Here is a 16,802-nt window from a genome sequence, read left to right as displayed (position 1 = left end):
GGCGGGGTGCGCGGTGACCGCCGTGCGGCCGGAGGGGGTCCGGGTGCCGACGTTGCGCGGCAACAAGGACTTCCGGCGGTTGTGGTTGGGCGCGGGGTTGTCGTTCATGGGGTCGCAGGTCAGTGCCTGCGCCTACCCGCTCGTCGTGCTGTGGTCCGGTGGGTCCGCCGTCGTCGCCGGGTTGGTGGCGTCGGTCGCGCAGTTGCCCTACCTGCTCGTGCAGTTGCCCGCCGGCGTCCTCGCCGACCGGGTCGACCGGCGGCGGTTGATGGTGGTGTGCGACGTCGGGCGGCTCGTGGTGATCGGCACCGTGCCCGCGTCCTTCCTGCTCTACGGGATCCTGCCGTGGTACCTGGCGCTGGTCGGGTTCGTGGAGGGCGCGTTCACCGTCGCCTACCGGATCGCCGAGCGCACCGCCCTGCCCAGCCTGGTGGAACCCGAACTGCTGCTGCCCGCCACCGCGCGCAACGAGGCGCGGGAACGGGCGGCCGGGTTGCTCGGGCAGCCCGCGGCCGGCGCGCTGATGTGGCTCTCCGCCTGGTCGCCGTTCGTGTTCACCGCGCTGTCCCACCTCGCCGCCCTCGGCACACTGCTGCGGATCAAGGGTCGGCTCCAGGAGGAACGGGTGGTCGCACCGCGACGGGTGTTCGCGGAACTCGCCGAGGCCGGCGTGTGGATGTGGCGGCAGCACTTCGCGCGGGCCGCGGTCGGGTTGATCGCGGCGAGCAACCTGCTGTTCCAGATCCTGGTGCTGGCCGTGCTGGTGATCGTCAAGGCGGGCGGCGGCACGACGCTCACCGCCACGTTGGTGACCAGCGCGGCCGGGGTCGGCGGTGTGCTCGGCGCGCTGAGCGGACCGCGCTGGGTCGAGCGGGTCAGCCTGGCGCGGATGGTGGTGGGCGCGAACCTGGCGTGGACGCTGCTGGTGCCCGTGCTGGCGTTCAGCGACGAGCCGGTGGTGCTGGGCCTGGTGTTCGGGCTCGCCGCGTACGTCGGCGCGGTCTGGACCGTCGGGATCAGCGGGCACCTGCTGGTGATCGTGCCGATGGAGATGCGCGGCCGGATCGCGGGCATCGCCACCCTGATCGCGTACGGACCGCTGGCGTTCGGCTCGGCCCTCGGCGGGGTCGCGCTGGAGCGGTTCGGCGTGGCCGGGACCGTCATCGCGGTGGCGGGCGCGATGGCACTGCTGACACTGCTCGCCGCGCTGGGCAAGGGAATCCGGTCGGTCGACCGGGCCGTCGCGCCCTAGCAACCCGGCCGCCGGCCCTGGCAACGGGGTCGCCGGCTCCCACAACCGGGCCGCCGGCCTTGGCGGCCAACTCCCGACAACCGGGCCGTCGGCTCCGGCAAGGGGGCGCGGCCTGGCAAGCGGGCCGCTGGACCTCGAAACGGAGCCGTCGGACCTGGCAAGGGCCGCCGCGCCCTGGCTACCGGGCCGCTGGACTCCGAAACGGGGCCATCGGGCTTGGCGGGCCGTCGGACCTGGCAAGCGGTCGCCGCGCCCTGGCTACCGGGCCGCTGGACCTCGAAACGGGGCCGTCGGACTTGGCAACGGGGCCGTCGGCTCCGGCAACGGGGCTGCGGGGCCTAACAGCCGGGCCGCCGGACCTGGCGGCCGAGACACAACGGCCCTACAACGGGTCGTCCGCGCCGTCGCGGGCGACCGGAAACAACCGTCCCACCGAACCTTGGAGTGGCCATGTCCGACGTCCGTCGGGAGAACGGGAGCGCCGCGGCGCCGTACCCGCTGGTGGGTGCGGAGAGCCGGACCGGGCGTTCGGCGGTCGCCGTCGGCGGCGCCGTGATCGGACCCGACACGTTCACCCTCATCGCCGGGCCGTGCGCGGTCGAGTCGGCCGAGCAGACGCTGGAGGCGGCCCGGATGGCGAAGGCCGCCGGCGCGGTCCTGTTGCGCGGCGGTGCTTTCAAGCCCCGCACCTCGCCCTACTCGTTCCACGGTCTCGGCCCCGCCGGGTTGCGCATCCTCGCCGACGTCCGCGAGGAGACCGGGTTGCCGATCGTCACCGAGGTGCTCGACACCCGCGACGTCGACCTGGTCGCCGCGCACGCCGACATGCTCCAGATCGGCGCGCGCAACATGCAGAACTTCGCGCTGCTGCGGGCAGTCGGCGCGGCGGGTCGGCCGGTGCTGCTCAAGCGCGGCCTGTCCGCGACCGTGGACGAGTGGCTGATGGCCGCCGAGTACGTGGCGGCGTCCGGCTGCCTCGACATCGTGCTGTGCGAACGCGGCATCCGCACGTTCGAGCGCAGCACCCGCAACACCCTCGACATCGCGGCCGTGCCGGTGGCCCGGGCGCTGACCCACCTGCCGGTGGTGGTCGACCCGTCGCACTCGGGCGGTCGCCGCGACCTGGTGCTGCCGCTGAGCCGGGCCGCGATGGCGGTCGGCGCGGACGGGCTGATCATCGAGCTGCACCCGCGCCCGGCCACCGCGCTGTGCGACGGCGCGCAGGCGCTCGGCCCCGCCGACATGGACGCGCTGGCGGGCCTGGTGCAGGAAGTGCCGCTGCTGACCGGTCGGGTGGCGACCGGTGGCGCGTCCGCACCCCGGCCGGTCGCCCGGTGAACCGCGTCCGCCCGACCCCTCGACCGCCCGGGAGCCCGGCATGCCAGTGATCTCCGCGCCGCAGGAGTTCAACGTGGACGACCTCTACGTCGACCTGTCCGGGGTGCTCGGCGGCACGCTGTTCCTCAAGTGCGAGGGCTTGAACCTCGCGGGCTCGGTCAAGCTCAAGGCCGCCGCGGCGATGATCGGCGCGGTGGAGGAGCTGGGCCTGGTCGGCCCGGACACCACGATCGTCGAGTCCTCGTCGGGCAACCTCGGCGTGGCGCTGAGCATGATCGCGGCCAACCGGGGCCACCGCTTCGTGTGCGTCACCGACATCCGGTGCAACCCGGCCGCGGTCCGGTTGATGCGGGCGTTCGGCGCGCGCGTCGACGTGGTCGACACCGAGGCGGGCGACCGGGGTTACCTCGGCGCGCGGCTGGACCACGTGCGGGCGATGTGCGCCGCGGACGACAACTGCCTGTGGCTCAACCAGTACGCGAACCCGGACAACTGGCGCGCGCACTACCGGACCACCGGACCGGAGATCCTGCGCCGGTTCCCGGAGGTGGACGTGCTGTTCGTCGGCGCGGGCACCACCGGCACGCTGATGGGTTGCGCCCGGTACTTCCACGACCAGGGCCACCCGGCGACGGTGGTGGCGGTGGACGCGGCGGGCTCGGTGACGTTCGGCGACACGCCGGGGCGCCGGCTGATACCGGGACTGGGCGCGGGCGTGCGACCGGAGATCCTCGAACCATCCTATGTGGACGAAGTGGTGCACGTGGCCGAGCCGGACGCCATCCGGGTGTGCCGCGACCTCGCGGCGCGCGGCTTCCTGTTCGGCGGCTCCACCGGCACCGTGCTGGCCGGCGCGGCCGGGTGGTTGGCGGCCAACGGCGCGCGCACCGCCGTCGCCGTGTCACCCGACCTCGGCGAGCGCTACCTGGACTCGATCTACGACGACGACTGGCTGGCCGCCAACTACGGACCCGAGGTCCTGGCGGCCCCGAACGGAAGGGCAGGACACCGATGAGCACGACGATCACCGGGCGCAGGGCGAGGATCAAGGAGTTGGCGGTCGCCGCCTTCGAGGTGGACGCGGACGAGTTGACCGAGCGGACCCGGTTCGTGGACGACCTGGGCGTGGACTCGCTGAGCGCCATCGACCTGCTCGCCGCGCTGGAGAAGGAGTTCGACGTCGAGATCGACCAGGAGGACGTGGTCCGCCTGGTCACCCTGGACGCGGTCTACGAGGTCGTGGCCGAGGCCGCCGGCTGGGACCGGGACTGATGCCCGCCGACGACGCCCGCCGGGTGGTCGTGACCGGGATGGGCGTGGTGTCGAGCATCGGCGTCGGGTCGGCGGACTTCACCGCCGGCCTGCGCGCCGGCCGCTCGGGCGCGGGACCGGCGACGGCGTTCGACGCCACCGGTTTTCCGTCCGACGTGGTGTGCGAGGTCGCCGACTTCACGCCGTCCCGGTGGCTGCGCGCGCTCGACCCCGCCGATCTCGGCCGGGCCGCCCAGTTCGCCGCCGCCGCGGCCCGGATGGCGGTGGCCGACACCGACCTGGCCGTGCTGCGGGATCGGCGCGGGCTGGTGTCGATCGGCACGACCAACGGCGAGTCGCAGGACGTGGACGCGCTCACCACGGCCGAGGTCCGGGGCCGGCCGCTGGACCCGGTGGCCGCGCGACGGGTGTCCAGCCGCGGCATCGCCACCTCCGTCGCCACCGAGCTGGGACTGTCCGATGTGGACGCCTACGTGATCGGGACGGCGTGCTCGGCGGGCAACTACGCCATCGGCGACGGCGTGGACGCGCTGCGGCACGGGCACGCCGAGTACGCGGTGGTCGGCGGCGCGGACGCGATCAGCCGCAAGACCTTCGCCGCGTTCCACCGGCTCGGCCTGATCGCGAAGGACGCGTGCCGCCCGTTCGACCGGGGCCGCAAGGGGATCCTGACCGGTGAGGGCGCGGGCGTGCTGCTGCTGGAGACGCTGGCCTCGGCACGGGCGCGCGGCGCGCGGATCCACGCCGAGGTGCTGGGCTACGGGCTCACCTGCGACGCCGACCACCCGGTGTCGCCGTCGCGGTCGGGCATCGCCCGGTGCATGCGGTCCGCGCTGGACGACGCGGGCGTGAAACCCGAGGAGGTCGGCTTCGTCTCCGCGCACGGCACCGGCACGAAGCTCAACGACCGCACCGAGTGCGAGGCGTTGCGCGACGTCTACGGCGACGCACCGCCACCGCTGGTGGGCCTGAAGTCCATGCTGGGCCACGCGATGGGCGCGGCCTCGGCCATCGCCGCGATCGCCTGCTGCCTCGCGCTGACCGAGGGGTTCATCCCGCCCACGATCAACCACCGCGAGACCGACCCGGCGTGCGAGGTCGACTGCGTGCCCAACCGGGCGCGGGTCGCGGAGCTGGACGTGGTGCAGAACAACGGGTTCGCGTTCGGCGGCGACAACGCCGTGGTGCTGTTCGGGAGGTACGGCCGATGACCGTCATCACCGGCTGGTCGGCGGTGTCCGCGCACGGTCGGGGACGCGCCGCGTTCCTGGCCGGACTCGGCTCCACACCGGCGGATCCGCTCGTGCCGGACGTGCCGGCGACCCCCGGCCAGGGCGGCGTGCGACTGGACCGGGCGAGCCTGCTCGCCCTGGCCGCGCTGGAGGAACTGGTGGCGGACGTCGACACCGGCGACCGCGCCGGACTGGTGCTGGGCACCACGTCCGGCAGCCTGCACACCGAGATGGAGCACATGCGGTCCTCGCTCACCGAGAAGCGGCCGCACCACCTCGACCCGAAGACGATCCCCAGCGGCACCATGAACTGCGCCGCCGCCCAGTGCGCGATGCGGTACGGCGTCACGGGTCCCAACACCACGCTGGCCGGTGGCACCGGCGCCGCGCTGCACGCGCTGGGCTACGCGGCCCGGCTGCTCGTCGCCGACCGCGCGGACACCGTGCTCGTGGGCGCGGTGGAGGAGTCGACACCGTCCCGCACCGCGGTCGAGCACGCCGCGCACGGCGTCCGACCGCTGGGCGAGGGCGGTGCGGTCGTGCGGTTGGAACGCGCCGGCGGCCCGCGACCCGTGCTGGCGGAAGTCCTTGCCACGCACGGAGTCCTCGGCCCACCGGAGACCTGCGCGACGGCGTTGTTGCGCCGCGCCGGGCTCGACCGGTCGGACGTGTGGGCCGTGCTCGGGCCGGTGGAAGGGTTCCCGGACGCCGTCACGCGCCGACTGCCCGAGCCGGGCCTGGGCGACACCGGCGCCGCGTCCGGGGCGTTCGCCCTGGCCACCGCGCTGGGCCGGGGTGAGCCCGGCGAGCACGTGCTGGTGCTCGCCCACGATGCCGACGGCACCACCGCCGGTGCGCTGCTGCGCCTGGCCGACTCGACGGGGGAAGCACAGTGACGGACAACCGGGTCGCGCTGATCAGCGGCGGCTCACGGGGAATCGGCCGCGCCTGCGCGCTGCGGCTGGCCCGCGACGGGTACGACGTGACGTTCTCCTACCGCTCCGACGAGGCCGCCGCGACCTCGCTGGAGAAGGAGCTCGTGGAACTGGGCGCGCGGGTGCGCGCGGTGCGGGTCGACGTCACCGAGTCCAAGGCCGTGACCGAGTGGGTTTCCGGGGTGGAGAAGGAGTTCGGGCCGGTGCACGTCGCCGTCACGTCGGCGGGCGTGGTCCAGGACGGGCCGCTCGTGACGATGTCCGACAGCCGGTGGGGCGACGTGCTGCGGACCAACCTCGACGGTGCGTTCCACGTCAGCCGCGCGGTGGTGTTCCGGATGCTCAAGCGGCGGGCCGGCGTGCTGACCGCGCTGTCCTCGGTGTCCGGGCTGCACGGCAACCCCGGTCAGGCCAACTACTCGGCGGCCAAGGCCGGGATCATCGGGTTCGGCAAGGCGTTGGCACGTGAGGTCGGCCGGTACGGCGTGCGGGTCAACGTGGTCGCGCCCGGCCTGATCGACACCGACATGACCGGCGGGCTGCCCGACGACGTGCGGCGGCGGATGCTCGACCGGATCGCGCTCGGCCGCGCGGGCACCCCCGACGAGGTGGCCGACCTGGTGTCGTTCCTGAGCTCGGACCGCGCCTCGTACGTCACGGGCTCGGTGCTCGAGGTCCACGGCGGGCTCGGCGGCTGACGTGATCATCACCGCGATGGCCGTGATCTCGCCGTTCGGCCTCGGCTCCGACGTGTTCACCGCCGGCATCCGGGAGGGCAGGCGCGGGTTGACCCCGGTGCCCGCCGACCTCGACGTGCCCTACGCCGAGCAGGGCGTCGTGCCGGGGTTCGACATCGGCGACATCCTCGGCGAAACCCGCAACCTGCGGGTGCTGGGCCGGGCCGCGAGCCTGGCCGTCGGCACGGTCGCCCTGCTCACCCGTGAGCACGACCTCACCGACTACCCGTCGACCGACCGCGCGCTGGTGCTCGGCGGCGACCTCATCGGCACCGACCGCGCGATGGAGCTGACCCGGGAGTCGATGACCAACCCGGTCCCGTTCCAGGTCGACACCAAGCAGTTCCCCAGCAGCGTCATGAACAACTCGGCCGCGCAGTGCGCCATCCGGTTCGGCCTCCAAGGTCCCAACACGACGGTCACCACCGGCCGGATGAGCGGCCTGTCCGCGCTCGGCTACACCCGTCGGCTGCACGCCGCGGGTCGCGCGCCGATGGTCGTCGCCACCGCCGTGGAGGACCTCAACCCGCGGCGCTCGTGGCTGACCTGGCACGGGCACGGCGCGCAGTCCACCGACCCGCTCGGCGAGGGTTGCTGCGCGTTCCTGGTGGAAAGCCGGGACGGCGCGGCCGCACGCGGTCGGTCGCCGATCGCCGAGCTGGTGGCGCTGGAATTCGGCCTCGCGCCGAACCCGGACCTGCTCGCCGAGACGATGACCACCGTGCTGTCGCGCGTGCTGCGCAAGGCGTCGGTCGACCCGGCCGACCGCCCGACCGTCGTGGTGTCCGGACCGTGGGCCGGCGCGGAACTCGCCGCCGTGGCCGCGGTTCTGGGCACCCGCACCCGCGTGCTGGAGCCCGCGAGCCGCATCGGCGACACCGACGGCGCGTCCGCCGCGTTCCAACTGGCCACCGCCATCGCCCAGGTGCCCCACCAGGGCGACCTCGCGGTGATCACCTCCTCGGACCCCGACGGCCAGGTCGGCTGCGCGGTGTTCCGGATCCCCACCACCCAGGAGCAACGATGACCCCGCCACCCTTCGCCGTGATCACCGCCGGCGCCGTCCACGCGGTTCTCGACGGCGCCGAGCCCGAGGTGACCGCGCTGGTCGAGTCCGCGTACCGGTTGCACGGCCTCGGCCGCACGGTCAACCCGCCGTCGCACTTCCTGCGCTTCCCCGACCGGCCGTCGGCGCGCATCATCGCGCTGCCCGCGTCGGTCGGCGGCGACGTCGACGTGCACGGCCTGAAGTGGATCTCCAGCTTCCCCACCAACGGCGCGCACGGCCTGCCGCGCGCCTCGGCGGTGCTGATCCTCAACGACGCCGAGACCGGATACCCGTTCGCCTGCTTGGAAAGCGCGACGATCAGCTCCGCCCGCACCGCCGCGTCCGCCGCCCTGGCCGCCGACCACCTGACGCGCAGCCGACCCCGTCCGACGCGGGTGGGTTTCGTCGGCACCGGCGTGATCGCCCGCCAGATCCACACCTACCTCGCGGGAACCGGCTGGAAGTTCGAGGAGATCGGGGTGTTCGACACCTCGCCGGCCGCCGCGGCCGCGTTCGCCGAGGGCGCCGTGGTGCACGACTCGGCGGAGTCGCTGATCCGGTCGTCGGACCTGATCGTCTTCGCGACCGTCGCGGGCACCCCGCACGTGCACGACCCGTCGTGGTTCGCGCACAACCCCGTGGTGCTGCACGTGTCGCTGCGCGACCTGTCGCCCGAGGTGGTGCTGTCGGCGGTGAACGTGGTGGACGACGTCGACCACTGCCTCAAGGCCGACACCTCGCCGCACCTGGCGGAGCAGCGGGTCGGCAACCGGGACTTCGTCGACGGCACCCTGTACGACGTGCTGACCGACACGCTCGCGATCCCGGCCGACCGCCCGGTGATCTTCTCGCCGTTCGGCCTCGGCGTGCTCGACCTGGTGCTGGCCAAGCACGTCCACGAGCGTGCGTCCGCCACCGGGGCCCTGCACACCGTGCCCGACTTCTTCACGCCGTGACGACGCCGCTCGCGGGCGAGGTCGTGGTCACCGCCGTCACCCCGACCCCCGACGGCCCGGTGGTGACGGCGCGGTACACGGTCGCGCCCGACGAGCCGGTGCTGGCCGGGCACTACCGGGCGTTCCCGATCTTCCCCGGGGTGTGCCTGGTCGAGTGCGTGCACCGGGCGGCGGTCGCGTCCTCGCCCGGTGCCGTTCTGTCCACAATGGACTCGGTGCGGCTGCTCGCGCCGGTGTTCCCGGGCGACACCGTGGACATCACCCTGTCTTGGCGGGACTCGTTGTCCTGCAAGGCGTCCGTCGCGGTGGACTCCCGGGCGGTCGCGTCCGTCGCCCTGACCTACCGGAGCACGCTGTGATCGGGATCGCCGAGATCAAGCGCCACCTGCCCCACCGGTACCCGATGCTGCTGGTGGACCGGGTGACCTCGTACGACGACACGACGCTCACCGCCGTGAAGGCGATCACCGCCAACGAGCCGTGGTACGCGGACCTGCCCGATCACGCCGACCACGCCTACCCGGCGTCGCTGCTGGTGGAGTCGTGGATGCAGGCGGCGGGCCTGCTGGTGGGCCTGTCCGCCGGGATCGCCGTCCCCGACGGGCAGGTCCCGCTGGCGGGCAGGCTCACCGACGTGCGCGTGGTGCGCCCGGTGCTCCCCGGCGACCTGGCCGAACACCACGTGCGGCTGCTGAAGCAGGCAGCCGGCACGCTGGTGGTGACGGGTGACACGACAGTCGACGGCCACCCGGTCCTGACCGTGGACCGGGCCCTGCTGACGTTCCGCCCGGCAACGGTGCTGATCCCGGGCACTCCAGTCCTAGGCGCCTGACCAACTCGCCCGTGGCACCATCGTCGCGACACTGCGGGAACCGAGCCGAGGGACGACGAGCATGACCGAGGAACGCCGCCTCAAGAACCAGGAAATCATCCGCGAGTTCCGCGCGAACGACGGTGAGGTGGGCGGCAACTACGCCGGCATCCCCCTGCTCCTGCTGCACCACACGGGTGCCAGGACGGGCGAGTCGTACGTCTCCCCCCTGGTCTACCTCCCCCACGGCGAGGGCTGGGCCGTGGCAGCGGCCGCCGGCGGCCGCCCGAACCACCCGTCCTGGTACCACAACCTCCTGGCGAACCCGGACACCGAACTCGAAGTGAACACCGCCCGCGTCCCGGTAACGGCCCGAGTGGCGAAGTCCGCAGAACACAACTCCCTCACCACCCGCTTCCACGAGGAAACCCGCTTCTTCACCAAGTTCACCGAGGCCACCACCCGCACCATCCCCCTGGTCATCCTCGACCCGCGCTGACCGAGGTGGCCTGGCCGGTCAGGCGAGAGCGACCTCGATGACCACGGCCCGTGCCCAGCCGGTCAGCCCTTCGGCGAGCGGCCCCAACGTCTCACCCTTGATCACCTTCGCCCGGGAAGGTGTCGCCGTCGCGACACCTCGGGCGAACACCACCGGAAGGACCTCCGCGGTAACCGCGTTCTGACCGCCGGGAGGGAACGGGAGGAACCGGGTGAAGACGGTCTCCTCGACCCCGTCGAGCCAATCCAGGTCCGCGTAGACGCCCACCCACCCGTCGATCGAGGTGATCCGCACGTCCTCGGCACCCGCCAGCAGCGCCTCGGCGGCGATGGACAGCGCAGCCTCATTCGGCGTGTAGGAACCGCTGCGGAAGTGCAGGTGCTGATTCTTCCGGACCTGGTCGTGCAGTTCGAGAACGGTGATGCTTCGAGGGCCGAACACGGACACCGCACTCTCCTGGGGTCGGCCGAACAAGTCGAACGCGCGGTCGACCGAATGCCGTCCCCAAGTCTACTGCGCGTCCGGCCCGGACTCCGGCCCGATGTAGATCTCGACCCCGTCCCGATCCCACGCCCTGATGTACCCGGCGGTCGGCGCGGCGATCACGAATTTGCCGGCCTCCAGGGAAACCATGCCGTCCTCGCGCTCGCCGAACCACTCGACCGCGACCGTGGCGCCGGGTTCGAGCACGTACTCGGCGGCGGTCGGCTCGAAAGCGACGACGACCTGCCGATCAGAACGAATGACGAACCGCATTCTCCACCACCTGGGTGATCCTTGGCGCGGGTAGGCTTGTTTAGTCGTGTGTGTCCCCGAGCGGCAGCAGGTCCGGCAACCTCTTGTCGCGAAAGAGTTGACGGCCGAACCTGTCGATCAGTTCGACATCAGCCATCGGAGTCCAGTCGGGCTTGAAGTAGACGCCCAGCTTCCTGGTTTCGCCGAACGGGATGCCCAGTTCCTCCTGGAGGATCAACAGGAACCTGAAGAAGGTGAGCTCGGCGGGCCGTTCCCTGGCGGTCAGATACTCCACCACGTCGAAGCACCCGGCCCCTTGGGCGACGAACTCGGCGAGAGACGTGCGGCTGGTTGTCATGTGGCCCCGATCTCAACATCGCCGGAGTAGGGGTATCGAGCTCTTCCAGAATTATCATGGCGTTCTGCAAGTAGACCCGCTCCCCGTCGCGGTACATGGGCCAACTCGCCAGAAAGTTGCTGTTCGCCGGATCCGTGACGGACGTCAGGAGGCAGGAGGTTGCATCGGGAGCGCTTTCCAACTGGGCGAACGCCTTGCGCCAACTCGCCCGGTAGTCGGAGATGGTCCAGAAGTCGATTGGGGAGCGAAAACGCCCGAAGAACTCTCCGATCGCGATGCGCCCGGCGGTGCCATCAGCCGCCCCGGACTCCTCCAACTCGATCTCGAACACGCTACCCCTTGACGTTCTTGAGCGCCTGCGGCTTTTAATACACCTAATCGATGAGGCCGTGGTCACGGAACGGACGCGGACATCCAGGCCCATCGCCGCCGACTTGCGGTCCGACAACATCCGCACGAATCGCGTCACGCGCCAGAAAGCATACCTCGTCGGATAATTTGAAGGAAGATTTCCGATAACCTGCACTACATGTACTGGTCGAGCCATTCCCCACCGCCGGGGCGAGTGCGAAGCACGCTCACCGCGTACTGGATGCAGTCATCCACGCTGTAGTCATCGGTACGAATACTGCCCTCCGTGCCCATGCCCGGGCCGGTGAGCATCATCGTCCAGGGCTTACCGCCTTCGGCAGTTCGCTGATGGTCGATCCTGAACGAAACAGTGACGCCCGCCCTGCCTGAATCCTCCATAAACTGAATCAAGTCGGGGCGCTTTTCACTCACTTATGACCACGCAACACGATCGCGATCTCCTTGATATTCAGTGGAGGGCCGCGCCCCCCGAAGTCCAATGCGACACCGTCACCGACCGCGGTGACAGCCTACAACGCCGTCCCGGACACCGGCCCGGCCTTCACCGCCGCGAGCCGCGTCCCCTGGGGAGTGACGCTCGGCAGGTCCCCCTCCACGAACTCCAGCACGGCCCCGGCCGCACAGACCACGGCCTTGTCCGCAGACCTTCATATCCGTCTGCCGATCCACGACGTTTCACCTGCCCGGCACAACCGCCTTGTCCACGGCGAAGAAACCCTGAAGCGGCGGTCCTCGGTGCCCACGAATTTCCCGGTCGCCGTCTGATCGGCAAACGCCGAAATGTTGTAGGACTTCCGGACGGAAGCCGTATTCCAGGATAGTGAATCCGGCCGGTGAGCTGCCCACAGACAACACCCCGCCGAGCCGCGATACCCGGGTTTCTTCGTCCGTTGGCGCTTGTCGCCGAGTCGACCGTTGGGTGGTGGTCGGGTACCTCCATGAAGTGCGACCGGACTCAAAGCCACGTGCGGCAGCTTCTGGTCCGATAGTCCCTGCCGGAAACAGTCGGCAGGGACTATCGGTCCGTCACAGCAACTGCGGTCGTAGTTCGATCCAACTTCGGACTTCGTCCGCCAATTCCCGGTCGAGTATCCGGTCAACGATCCACGGAAGCTTGACCAGGACTAGGTCGATGTCCTGCAACGCTTCCCAGCCGGCGCGGTCGAGCGCTTCGGCGGCTTCCGGATCGTCCTCGGACTCCTCTCGACGCTTCTCCGCCGACGCCAACGCCTCCTCACGCGACAAAGGCAGGCTCCGCAGGCCGAACCGCGCCGCGCCGTCCGGCGTCGCCGACTCCGGCAGGCCGTCGACGGGCGGATCGTAGGACAGCGCGATCTTCGCCACCCTGATTGTGCGGGCAGCGGTTTGGCACGCAGTGAAGGCGCCTTCTTCGCAGGCCAGGGCCAACAACGCGGCCGCAAACTCCACGTGCTCTCGACGCTGCTCGACCGAAAATGGCCTCAAGGTGCTCAAATCGTGTTCCGCGCGCACCACCATGGCCATCCACCAGTGCGGGCGCGCACTCCCGGGCACCGATTCGCGTAGCCATGACGCCCACGATCCGACAGGTCGCCGGCGGAGCTGTCGAAAATCTTCATCAACGGATATCATTGGCCTCTGTCGTAGTCCCGAATCCTGTTTCGCGGCACTGGAACTTCAGGGTACTTGAATGTCTTGACTCCATTCATCGGGAATTGACCGGAACATTCAAGGAACGGCGTGTAGTGGCCAGTCTGGTTGTCAATGGAACTCACTCCGCCGCGACAATTTATCGTCAGCTGTGTCCCCTCGTTGTTCGGCACTGGAGGATGGTTGTTGCACGTGGACGGCGGATACCTCGTGGTTTTCAGCCGGCGGTGCCCGATGGCGGGTTATCCGTGTTCGGTCGAGTCGAGGAATTCCGCCACCAGGACGAAGAACGCGACTACCCGTTCATCCTCGACAACAGGCGGATCATTCGGGATCTCACTGAGGATCCGCCGCGTCACGAGCAGTGGCCACACCAGGTTCCGGCCGTGTCCGGACGGGCGCGTCAACCAGTCGGAGAAGCCGCGGAGAAAGGTTCCGCCCAACGCGGCGTCGAAACCCAGCATGAAGGACGTCGCCTGGTCGAGGGTGCGGATGCCGTACAAGCCGGGGCGATTCGCCACGTTCGCGAACCGTTCGAACGGAGTCGTGTTCATCGCCGCCTTCAGGTCGCCAGCAAGGCCCGCGAGTCGACCCACGAGGTGCGGACGGCCTGGTCGAGCGCGGCGGTGTCCAGTGGGCGGTTCAGGGCGGTGGCCAGGACGTGGGCGGCCAGGCGTGGGGGGATCGCGTTGCCTATTTGTTGGGACACCTGGTGGCCCGACCACGGGTAGTCGTGAGGGAAGGTCTGGAGGGCTCCGGCTTCGGACAGGGTGAAGCGGGGGAGTTCTCGGCCTTCCGGGGTTGTCAGGCGGTTTCGGGAGATTTTGCCGGTGACGGTGGCCGATGGTTCCGCGGAGGTGCGGCGGCCTCGGGCTTTCGGGTCGCCGCCGCTGCCGTAGTTGGAGATCACCACGAAGGGGTCGGTCCGGCGGAGGGCCGAGGCCATGGTTTCCCAGGGGCGCAGGGGGTCGGCGGCAATCGGTAGTGCGCCCTTGCGGTAGCGGGAGTGGGTGGGGGTGGGCAGGGTCGGGGTGCCGGTTCGGCGGGCGATCAGGATGGCTCGGCGGCGGGTTTGGGGGACGCCGAACTCCTCGGTGTGCAGGATGCCGCTGACCGTCCGGTAGCCCGCGCCTTCCAGCGCCTCGCCCACCGCGTGCCACACCGGCAGCACGGCGGGCACCTGTTCCAGCACGATCGCCTCGTACGGCCGGCCCAGCTCGATCGCCTCCAGCGCCCACCGCAACGGCTGGAGCACCAACCCGGTGCGCTCGTCGTCCAATCCCGCGAGGCTCGGCCCGACGTCGTCACCGGCCGCCATCCGCTTCACGAACCGCAGCACCTGGTCCAGCGCCCGCCGCCCGGCACCGCCACCCGCGACCGTGTAGGTCTGGCACGGCGGCCCGCCCGCGAGCACCGTCGCGCGGGGGAAATCGGCCGGGCCCAGGTCGCGCACGTCGTTCTGCCAGGTACCCAACCCCGCGGCCCGCCGGGTCGCGCAGGCGTCGGCGTCCCACTCGACCCCGTCCACCTCGACGCCGAGCCAGCGCGCGGCGACGTCCAGCCCGCCGGGACCGGCGAACAGGTCGACCATCGCGGTCGGCTGCGTGGGGATCATGGCGGGGGAGCCTACCGGTCCGCCGAACGGCCCAGCCCGGCCGCGGCCGGTGGCGACTTCGCGAACACCCGTCGCGCACGGTACATCGCCGGGAACCGATCGGGGGTTCCATCCGACCAGTGCTCAGGTTTCCCGACTCCCTGCAAGAGGTGTTCGATGTCCGCTCCTCCGGTCGAGGACGTGCGGTCCGGCGAGGTCGCCGGGTCCGTGCGCGTTTCGGTGGTGCCCCTGTTGCGCCGCCTGCACTTCTACGCCGGCGTGCTGATCGCGCCGTTCGTGCTGGTGGCGGCGTTGTCCGGGCTGTTGTACGCGTGTGCGCCGCAGCTCGACGCCCTCTTCTACGGCGATGTGCTCACCGTCGAGGCGGGTACCGCGCTTCCGGTCGCCGAGCAGGTGGCCGCCGCCCAGGCCGCGACGCCGGAGGGTGCCGTCACCGGGGTGGTGCTGGCGGACGACCCCGAGGTCGCGACGCAGGTGGTGTTCGCGGTGCCCGGGTTGGCCGAGGACTACGCGCGGACGGTGTACGTCGATCCCGGCACGGCGCGGGTCACCGGACAGTTGACCACGTGGTTCGGCGCGACGCCGGTGACGACGTGGCTGGACGGGTTGCACCGGCACCTCAACCTCGGTGAGCCCGGGCGGGTGTACTCGGAGTTGGCGGCGAGCTGGCTGTGGGTGGTCGCGCTCGGCGGGGTGGTGCTGTGGCTCGGGCGGCAGCGGGCGGCTCGGCGGCGGGTGCGGGCCGTGGTGGCGCCCGAGAAGGGGGCGCGCGGGGTTCGGCGCACGCGGTCCTGGCACGGGAGCATCGGGGTGTGGGCGTCGGTCGGCGCGCTGTTCCTGTCCGCCACCGGGTTGACGTGGTCCACCTACGCGGGCGAGAACTTCGCCTCCGCGTTGGAAGCGTTGCACGCCAAGGCACCTGTCCTCGACACCGCGCTCTCCGGTCGGACCGCGCCGGCCGGGGAGCACGAGCAGCACACCACCGGCACGAAGGCGGTCCCGGTGGACCCCGCGACGGTCGACCGGGTGCTGAAAGCGGGCCGTGCGGCCGGGTTGGACGGTCCGGTGCAGGTGACCGCCGGCGCGGCCGGGACGGCGTGGACGGTCGCGCAGGTCGACAACACCTGGCCGGTGCGGTGGGACAAGGTCGCCGTGAACCCCGACAGCGGCGAGGTGACCGCTCGGGCCGACTGGGCGGACCGGCCGTTCCTGGCCAAGCTGTCCTCGTTGGGCATCCAGGCGCACATGGGCCGGCTGTTCGGGATCGCCAACCAGGTCGTGCTGTTCCTGCTGGCCGCCGCGATCGTCGCGCTGGTCGTGCTCGGCTACCGGATGTGGTGGCAGCGCCGGCCGACCCGGTCCGACCGCCGCTCACCCCTCGGCGCGCCGCCGCGGCGCGGCACGTGGCAGCAGCTCCCGCTGTGGGTGGTCGTGCCGGCGCCGCTGGTGCTGATCGCGGTCGGCTGGGCGATCCCGCTGCTGGGACTGAGCCTGGTCGCGTTCCTGGTCCTCGACGGCCTGGTCGGCCTGGCCCGCCGCCGCCGGGTCGCGTGACGGCGCGGAACCACCGGCGGTCGGGTTCTGCCGGTGGTTCCGCGTGGTCAACGACTCCGCCGGTCCGGTGTGCTGGGGCACCGGACCGACGACAAGGAGCAGCGCGTGCCGTACGACATCACCGCCGATCCCGGCGCGATCAAGCACGTGTCGCGCGGGTTCAGCGAGATCGGGAGCTACCTCGGCCTCATCTCCGAGGACCGCGAGGAGCGGATCCGGCTGCTGAAGGAAGCCTGCGGCGGTGACGAGATGGGGCTCGAGATCCTCGGCCAGCTGCTGCCCGTGGTCGAGACCACGGAGGAGGCCGTGCTCGGGTGCGGGCTGGCGGTGGCCAACACCAGGAACGTCATGGACGCGATGGCGGACAAGCTCGCGCACACCGAACTGGACGTGCTGGACAACCTCACCCGCCGCAACAGGCGCTGACCCCCGTGTGACGTCCGCCGCCGGAATGAACCG

Annotated in this window: 21 protein-coding genes and 1 pseudogene; 14 read left to right on the top strand and 8 right to left on the bottom strand. The window is 71.2% G+C overall.

The window, feature by feature from the left end:
- Positions 1–13 precede the first annotated feature (13 nt).
- The 12 genes from AB0G50_RS14745 (at position 14) to AB0G50_RS14690 (ending at position 10,080) form a co-directional block, all read left to right on the top strand.
- Positions 14–1,252, top strand: coding sequence for an MFS transporter (locus AB0G50_RS14745; RefSeq protein WP_360107423.1), 1,239 nt, complete (start codon positions 14–16; stop codon positions 1,250–1,252).
- A gap of 450 nt (positions 1,253–1,702) precedes the next feature.
- Positions 1,703–2,590, top strand: coding sequence for a 3-deoxy-7-phosphoheptulonate synthase (gene aroF / locus AB0G50_RS14740; protein ID WP_360107421.1), 888 nt, complete (start codon positions 1,703–1,705; stop codon positions 2,588–2,590).
- Between the two features lie 40 nt (positions 2,591–2,630).
- Positions 2,631–3,605, top strand: coding sequence for a 2,3-diaminopropionate biosynthesis protein SbnA (sbnA, locus tag AB0G50_RS14735; RefSeq protein WP_360107418.1), 975 nt, complete (start codon positions 2,631–2,633; stop codon positions 3,603–3,605).
- On the top strand, positions 3,602–3,862 hold the full coding sequence (locus tag AB0G50_RS14730) for an acyl carrier protein (protein ID WP_360107415.1): 261 nt from the start codon (positions 3,602–3,604) through the stop codon (positions 3,860–3,862). Before sbnA ends, AB0G50_RS14730 begins: the two co-directional genes overlap by 4 nt.
- Positions 3,862–5,073, top strand: coding sequence for a beta-ketoacyl-[acyl-carrier-protein] synthase family protein (locus AB0G50_RS14725; RefSeq protein ID WP_360107412.1), 1,212 nt, complete (start codon positions 3,862–3,864; stop codon positions 5,071–5,073). Before AB0G50_RS14730 ends, AB0G50_RS14725 begins: the two co-directional genes overlap by 1 nt.
- Positions 5,070–5,990 (top strand): beta-ketoacyl synthase N-terminal-like domain-containing protein, encoded by a 921-nt coding sequence (locus AB0G50_RS14720; protein WP_360107409.1) that lies wholly within the window; start codon positions 5,070–5,072, stop codon positions 5,988–5,990. The genes AB0G50_RS14725 and AB0G50_RS14720 overlap by 4 nt, the downstream gene beginning before the upstream one ends.
- A complete protein-coding gene (fabG, locus tag AB0G50_RS14715; protein ID WP_360107406.1) occupies positions 5,987–6,727 on the top strand; it encodes a 3-oxoacyl-ACP reductase FabG in 741 nt (246 codons plus the stop codon). The genes AB0G50_RS14720 and fabG overlap by 4 nt, the downstream gene beginning before the upstream one ends.
- 16 nt (positions 6,728–6,743) lie before the next feature.
- Positions 6,744–7,793, top strand: coding sequence for a beta-ketoacyl synthase N-terminal-like domain-containing protein (locus tag AB0G50_RS14710; protein WP_360107403.1), 1,050 nt, complete (start codon positions 6,744–6,746; stop codon positions 7,791–7,793).
- On the top strand, positions 7,790–8,770 hold the full coding sequence (sbnB, locus tag AB0G50_RS14705) for a 2,3-diaminopropionate biosynthesis protein SbnB (protein ID WP_360107400.1): 981 nt from the start codon (positions 7,790–7,792) through the stop codon (positions 8,768–8,770). Before AB0G50_RS14710 ends, sbnB begins: the two co-directional genes overlap by 4 nt.
- Positions 8,767–9,129, top strand: coding sequence for a hypothetical protein (locus AB0G50_RS14700; protein ID WP_360107397.1), 363 nt, complete (start codon positions 8,767–8,769; stop codon positions 9,127–9,129). Before sbnB ends, AB0G50_RS14700 begins: the two co-directional genes overlap by 4 nt.
- Positions 9,126–9,602: a hypothetical protein gene (locus tag AB0G50_RS14695; protein ID WP_360107394.1), complete on the top strand. Its 477-nt coding sequence runs from the start codon at positions 9,126–9,128 to the stop codon at positions 9,600–9,602. Before AB0G50_RS14700 ends, AB0G50_RS14695 begins: the two co-directional genes overlap by 4 nt.
- Before the next feature lie 61 nt (positions 9,603–9,663).
- Positions 9,664–10,080: a nitroreductase/quinone reductase family protein gene (locus AB0G50_RS14690; RefSeq protein ID WP_360107391.1), complete on the top strand. Its 417-nt coding sequence runs from the start codon at positions 9,664–9,666 to the stop codon at positions 10,078–10,080.
- An 18-nt stretch (positions 10,081–10,098) separates the two neighbouring features.
- Here the strand turns inward: AB0G50_RS14690 and AB0G50_RS14685 are convergent, their stop codons facing one another.
- The 8 genes and pseudogenes from AB0G50_RS14685 to AB0G50_RS14650 all read right to left on the bottom strand — a co-directional run bounded on the left by AB0G50_RS14685 (position 10,099) and on the right by AB0G50_RS14650 (position 14,789).
- Entirely contained in the window at positions 10,099–10,527 is a 429-nt protein-coding gene (locus tag AB0G50_RS14685) for a hypothetical protein (protein ID WP_360107388.1), read from the bottom strand.
- A 63-nt stretch (positions 10,528–10,590) separates the two neighbouring features.
- A complete protein-coding gene (locus tag AB0G50_RS14680) occupies positions 10,591–10,836 on the bottom strand; it encodes a hypothetical protein (protein WP_360107385.1) in 246 nt (81 codons plus the stop codon).
- Between the two features lie 40 nt (positions 10,837–10,876).
- Positions 10,877–11,173, bottom strand: a complete 297-nt coding sequence (locus AB0G50_RS14675) for a hypothetical protein (RefSeq protein WP_360107619.1) — start codon at positions 11,171–11,173, stop codon at positions 10,877–10,879.
- Between the two features lie 43 nt (positions 11,174–11,216).
- A pseudogene (locus AB0G50_RS14670) lies at positions 11,217–11,597 on the bottom strand (hypothetical protein); the annotation flags it as partial.
- Between the two features lie 101 nt (positions 11,598–11,698).
- Complete coding sequence (locus tag AB0G50_RS14665) at positions 11,699–11,956, bottom strand: hypothetical protein (protein WP_360107382.1); 258 nt, start codon at positions 11,954–11,956, stop codon at positions 11,699–11,701.
- A 615-nt stretch (positions 11,957–12,571) separates the two neighbouring features.
- Entirely contained in the window at positions 12,572–13,042 is a 471-nt protein-coding gene (locus AB0G50_RS14660; RefSeq protein ID WP_360107379.1) for a hypothetical protein, read from the bottom strand.
- 374 nt (positions 13,043–13,416) lie between these two features.
- Positions 13,417–13,728, bottom strand: a complete 312-nt coding sequence (locus AB0G50_RS14655; protein WP_360107376.1) for a hypothetical protein — start codon at positions 13,726–13,728, stop codon at positions 13,417–13,419.
- An 8-nt stretch (positions 13,729–13,736) separates the two neighbouring features.
- Positions 13,737–14,789 (bottom strand): DNA cytosine methyltransferase, encoded by a 1,053-nt coding sequence (locus tag AB0G50_RS14650; RefSeq protein WP_360107373.1) that lies wholly within the window; start codon positions 14,787–14,789, stop codon positions 13,737–13,739.
- 156 nt (positions 14,790–14,945) lie between these two features.
- On the opposite strand from AB0G50_RS14650, the gene AB0G50_RS14645 reads away from it, so the two are divergent.
- Positions 14,946–16,343, top strand: a complete 1,398-nt coding sequence (locus tag AB0G50_RS14645) for a PepSY-associated TM helix domain-containing protein (RefSeq protein WP_360107370.1) — start codon at positions 14,946–14,948, stop codon at positions 16,341–16,343.
- A gap of 33 nt (positions 16,344–16,376) precedes the next feature.
- Complete coding sequence (locus AB0G50_RS14640; RefSeq protein WP_360107367.1) at positions 16,377–16,769, top strand: hypothetical protein; 393 nt, start codon at positions 16,377–16,379, stop codon at positions 16,767–16,769.
- The last annotated feature ends 33 nt before the right edge of the window (positions 16,770–16,802 follow it).

Source organism: Actinosynnema sp. NPDC020468 (assembly GCF_040642015.1).
Classification (GTDB): Bacteria; Actinomycetota; Actinomycetes; order Mycobacteriales; family Pseudonocardiaceae; genus Actinosynnema.
Note: the sequence above shows the minus strand (reverse complement) of the source record. Positions and strands in the feature narration are given on the sequence as shown.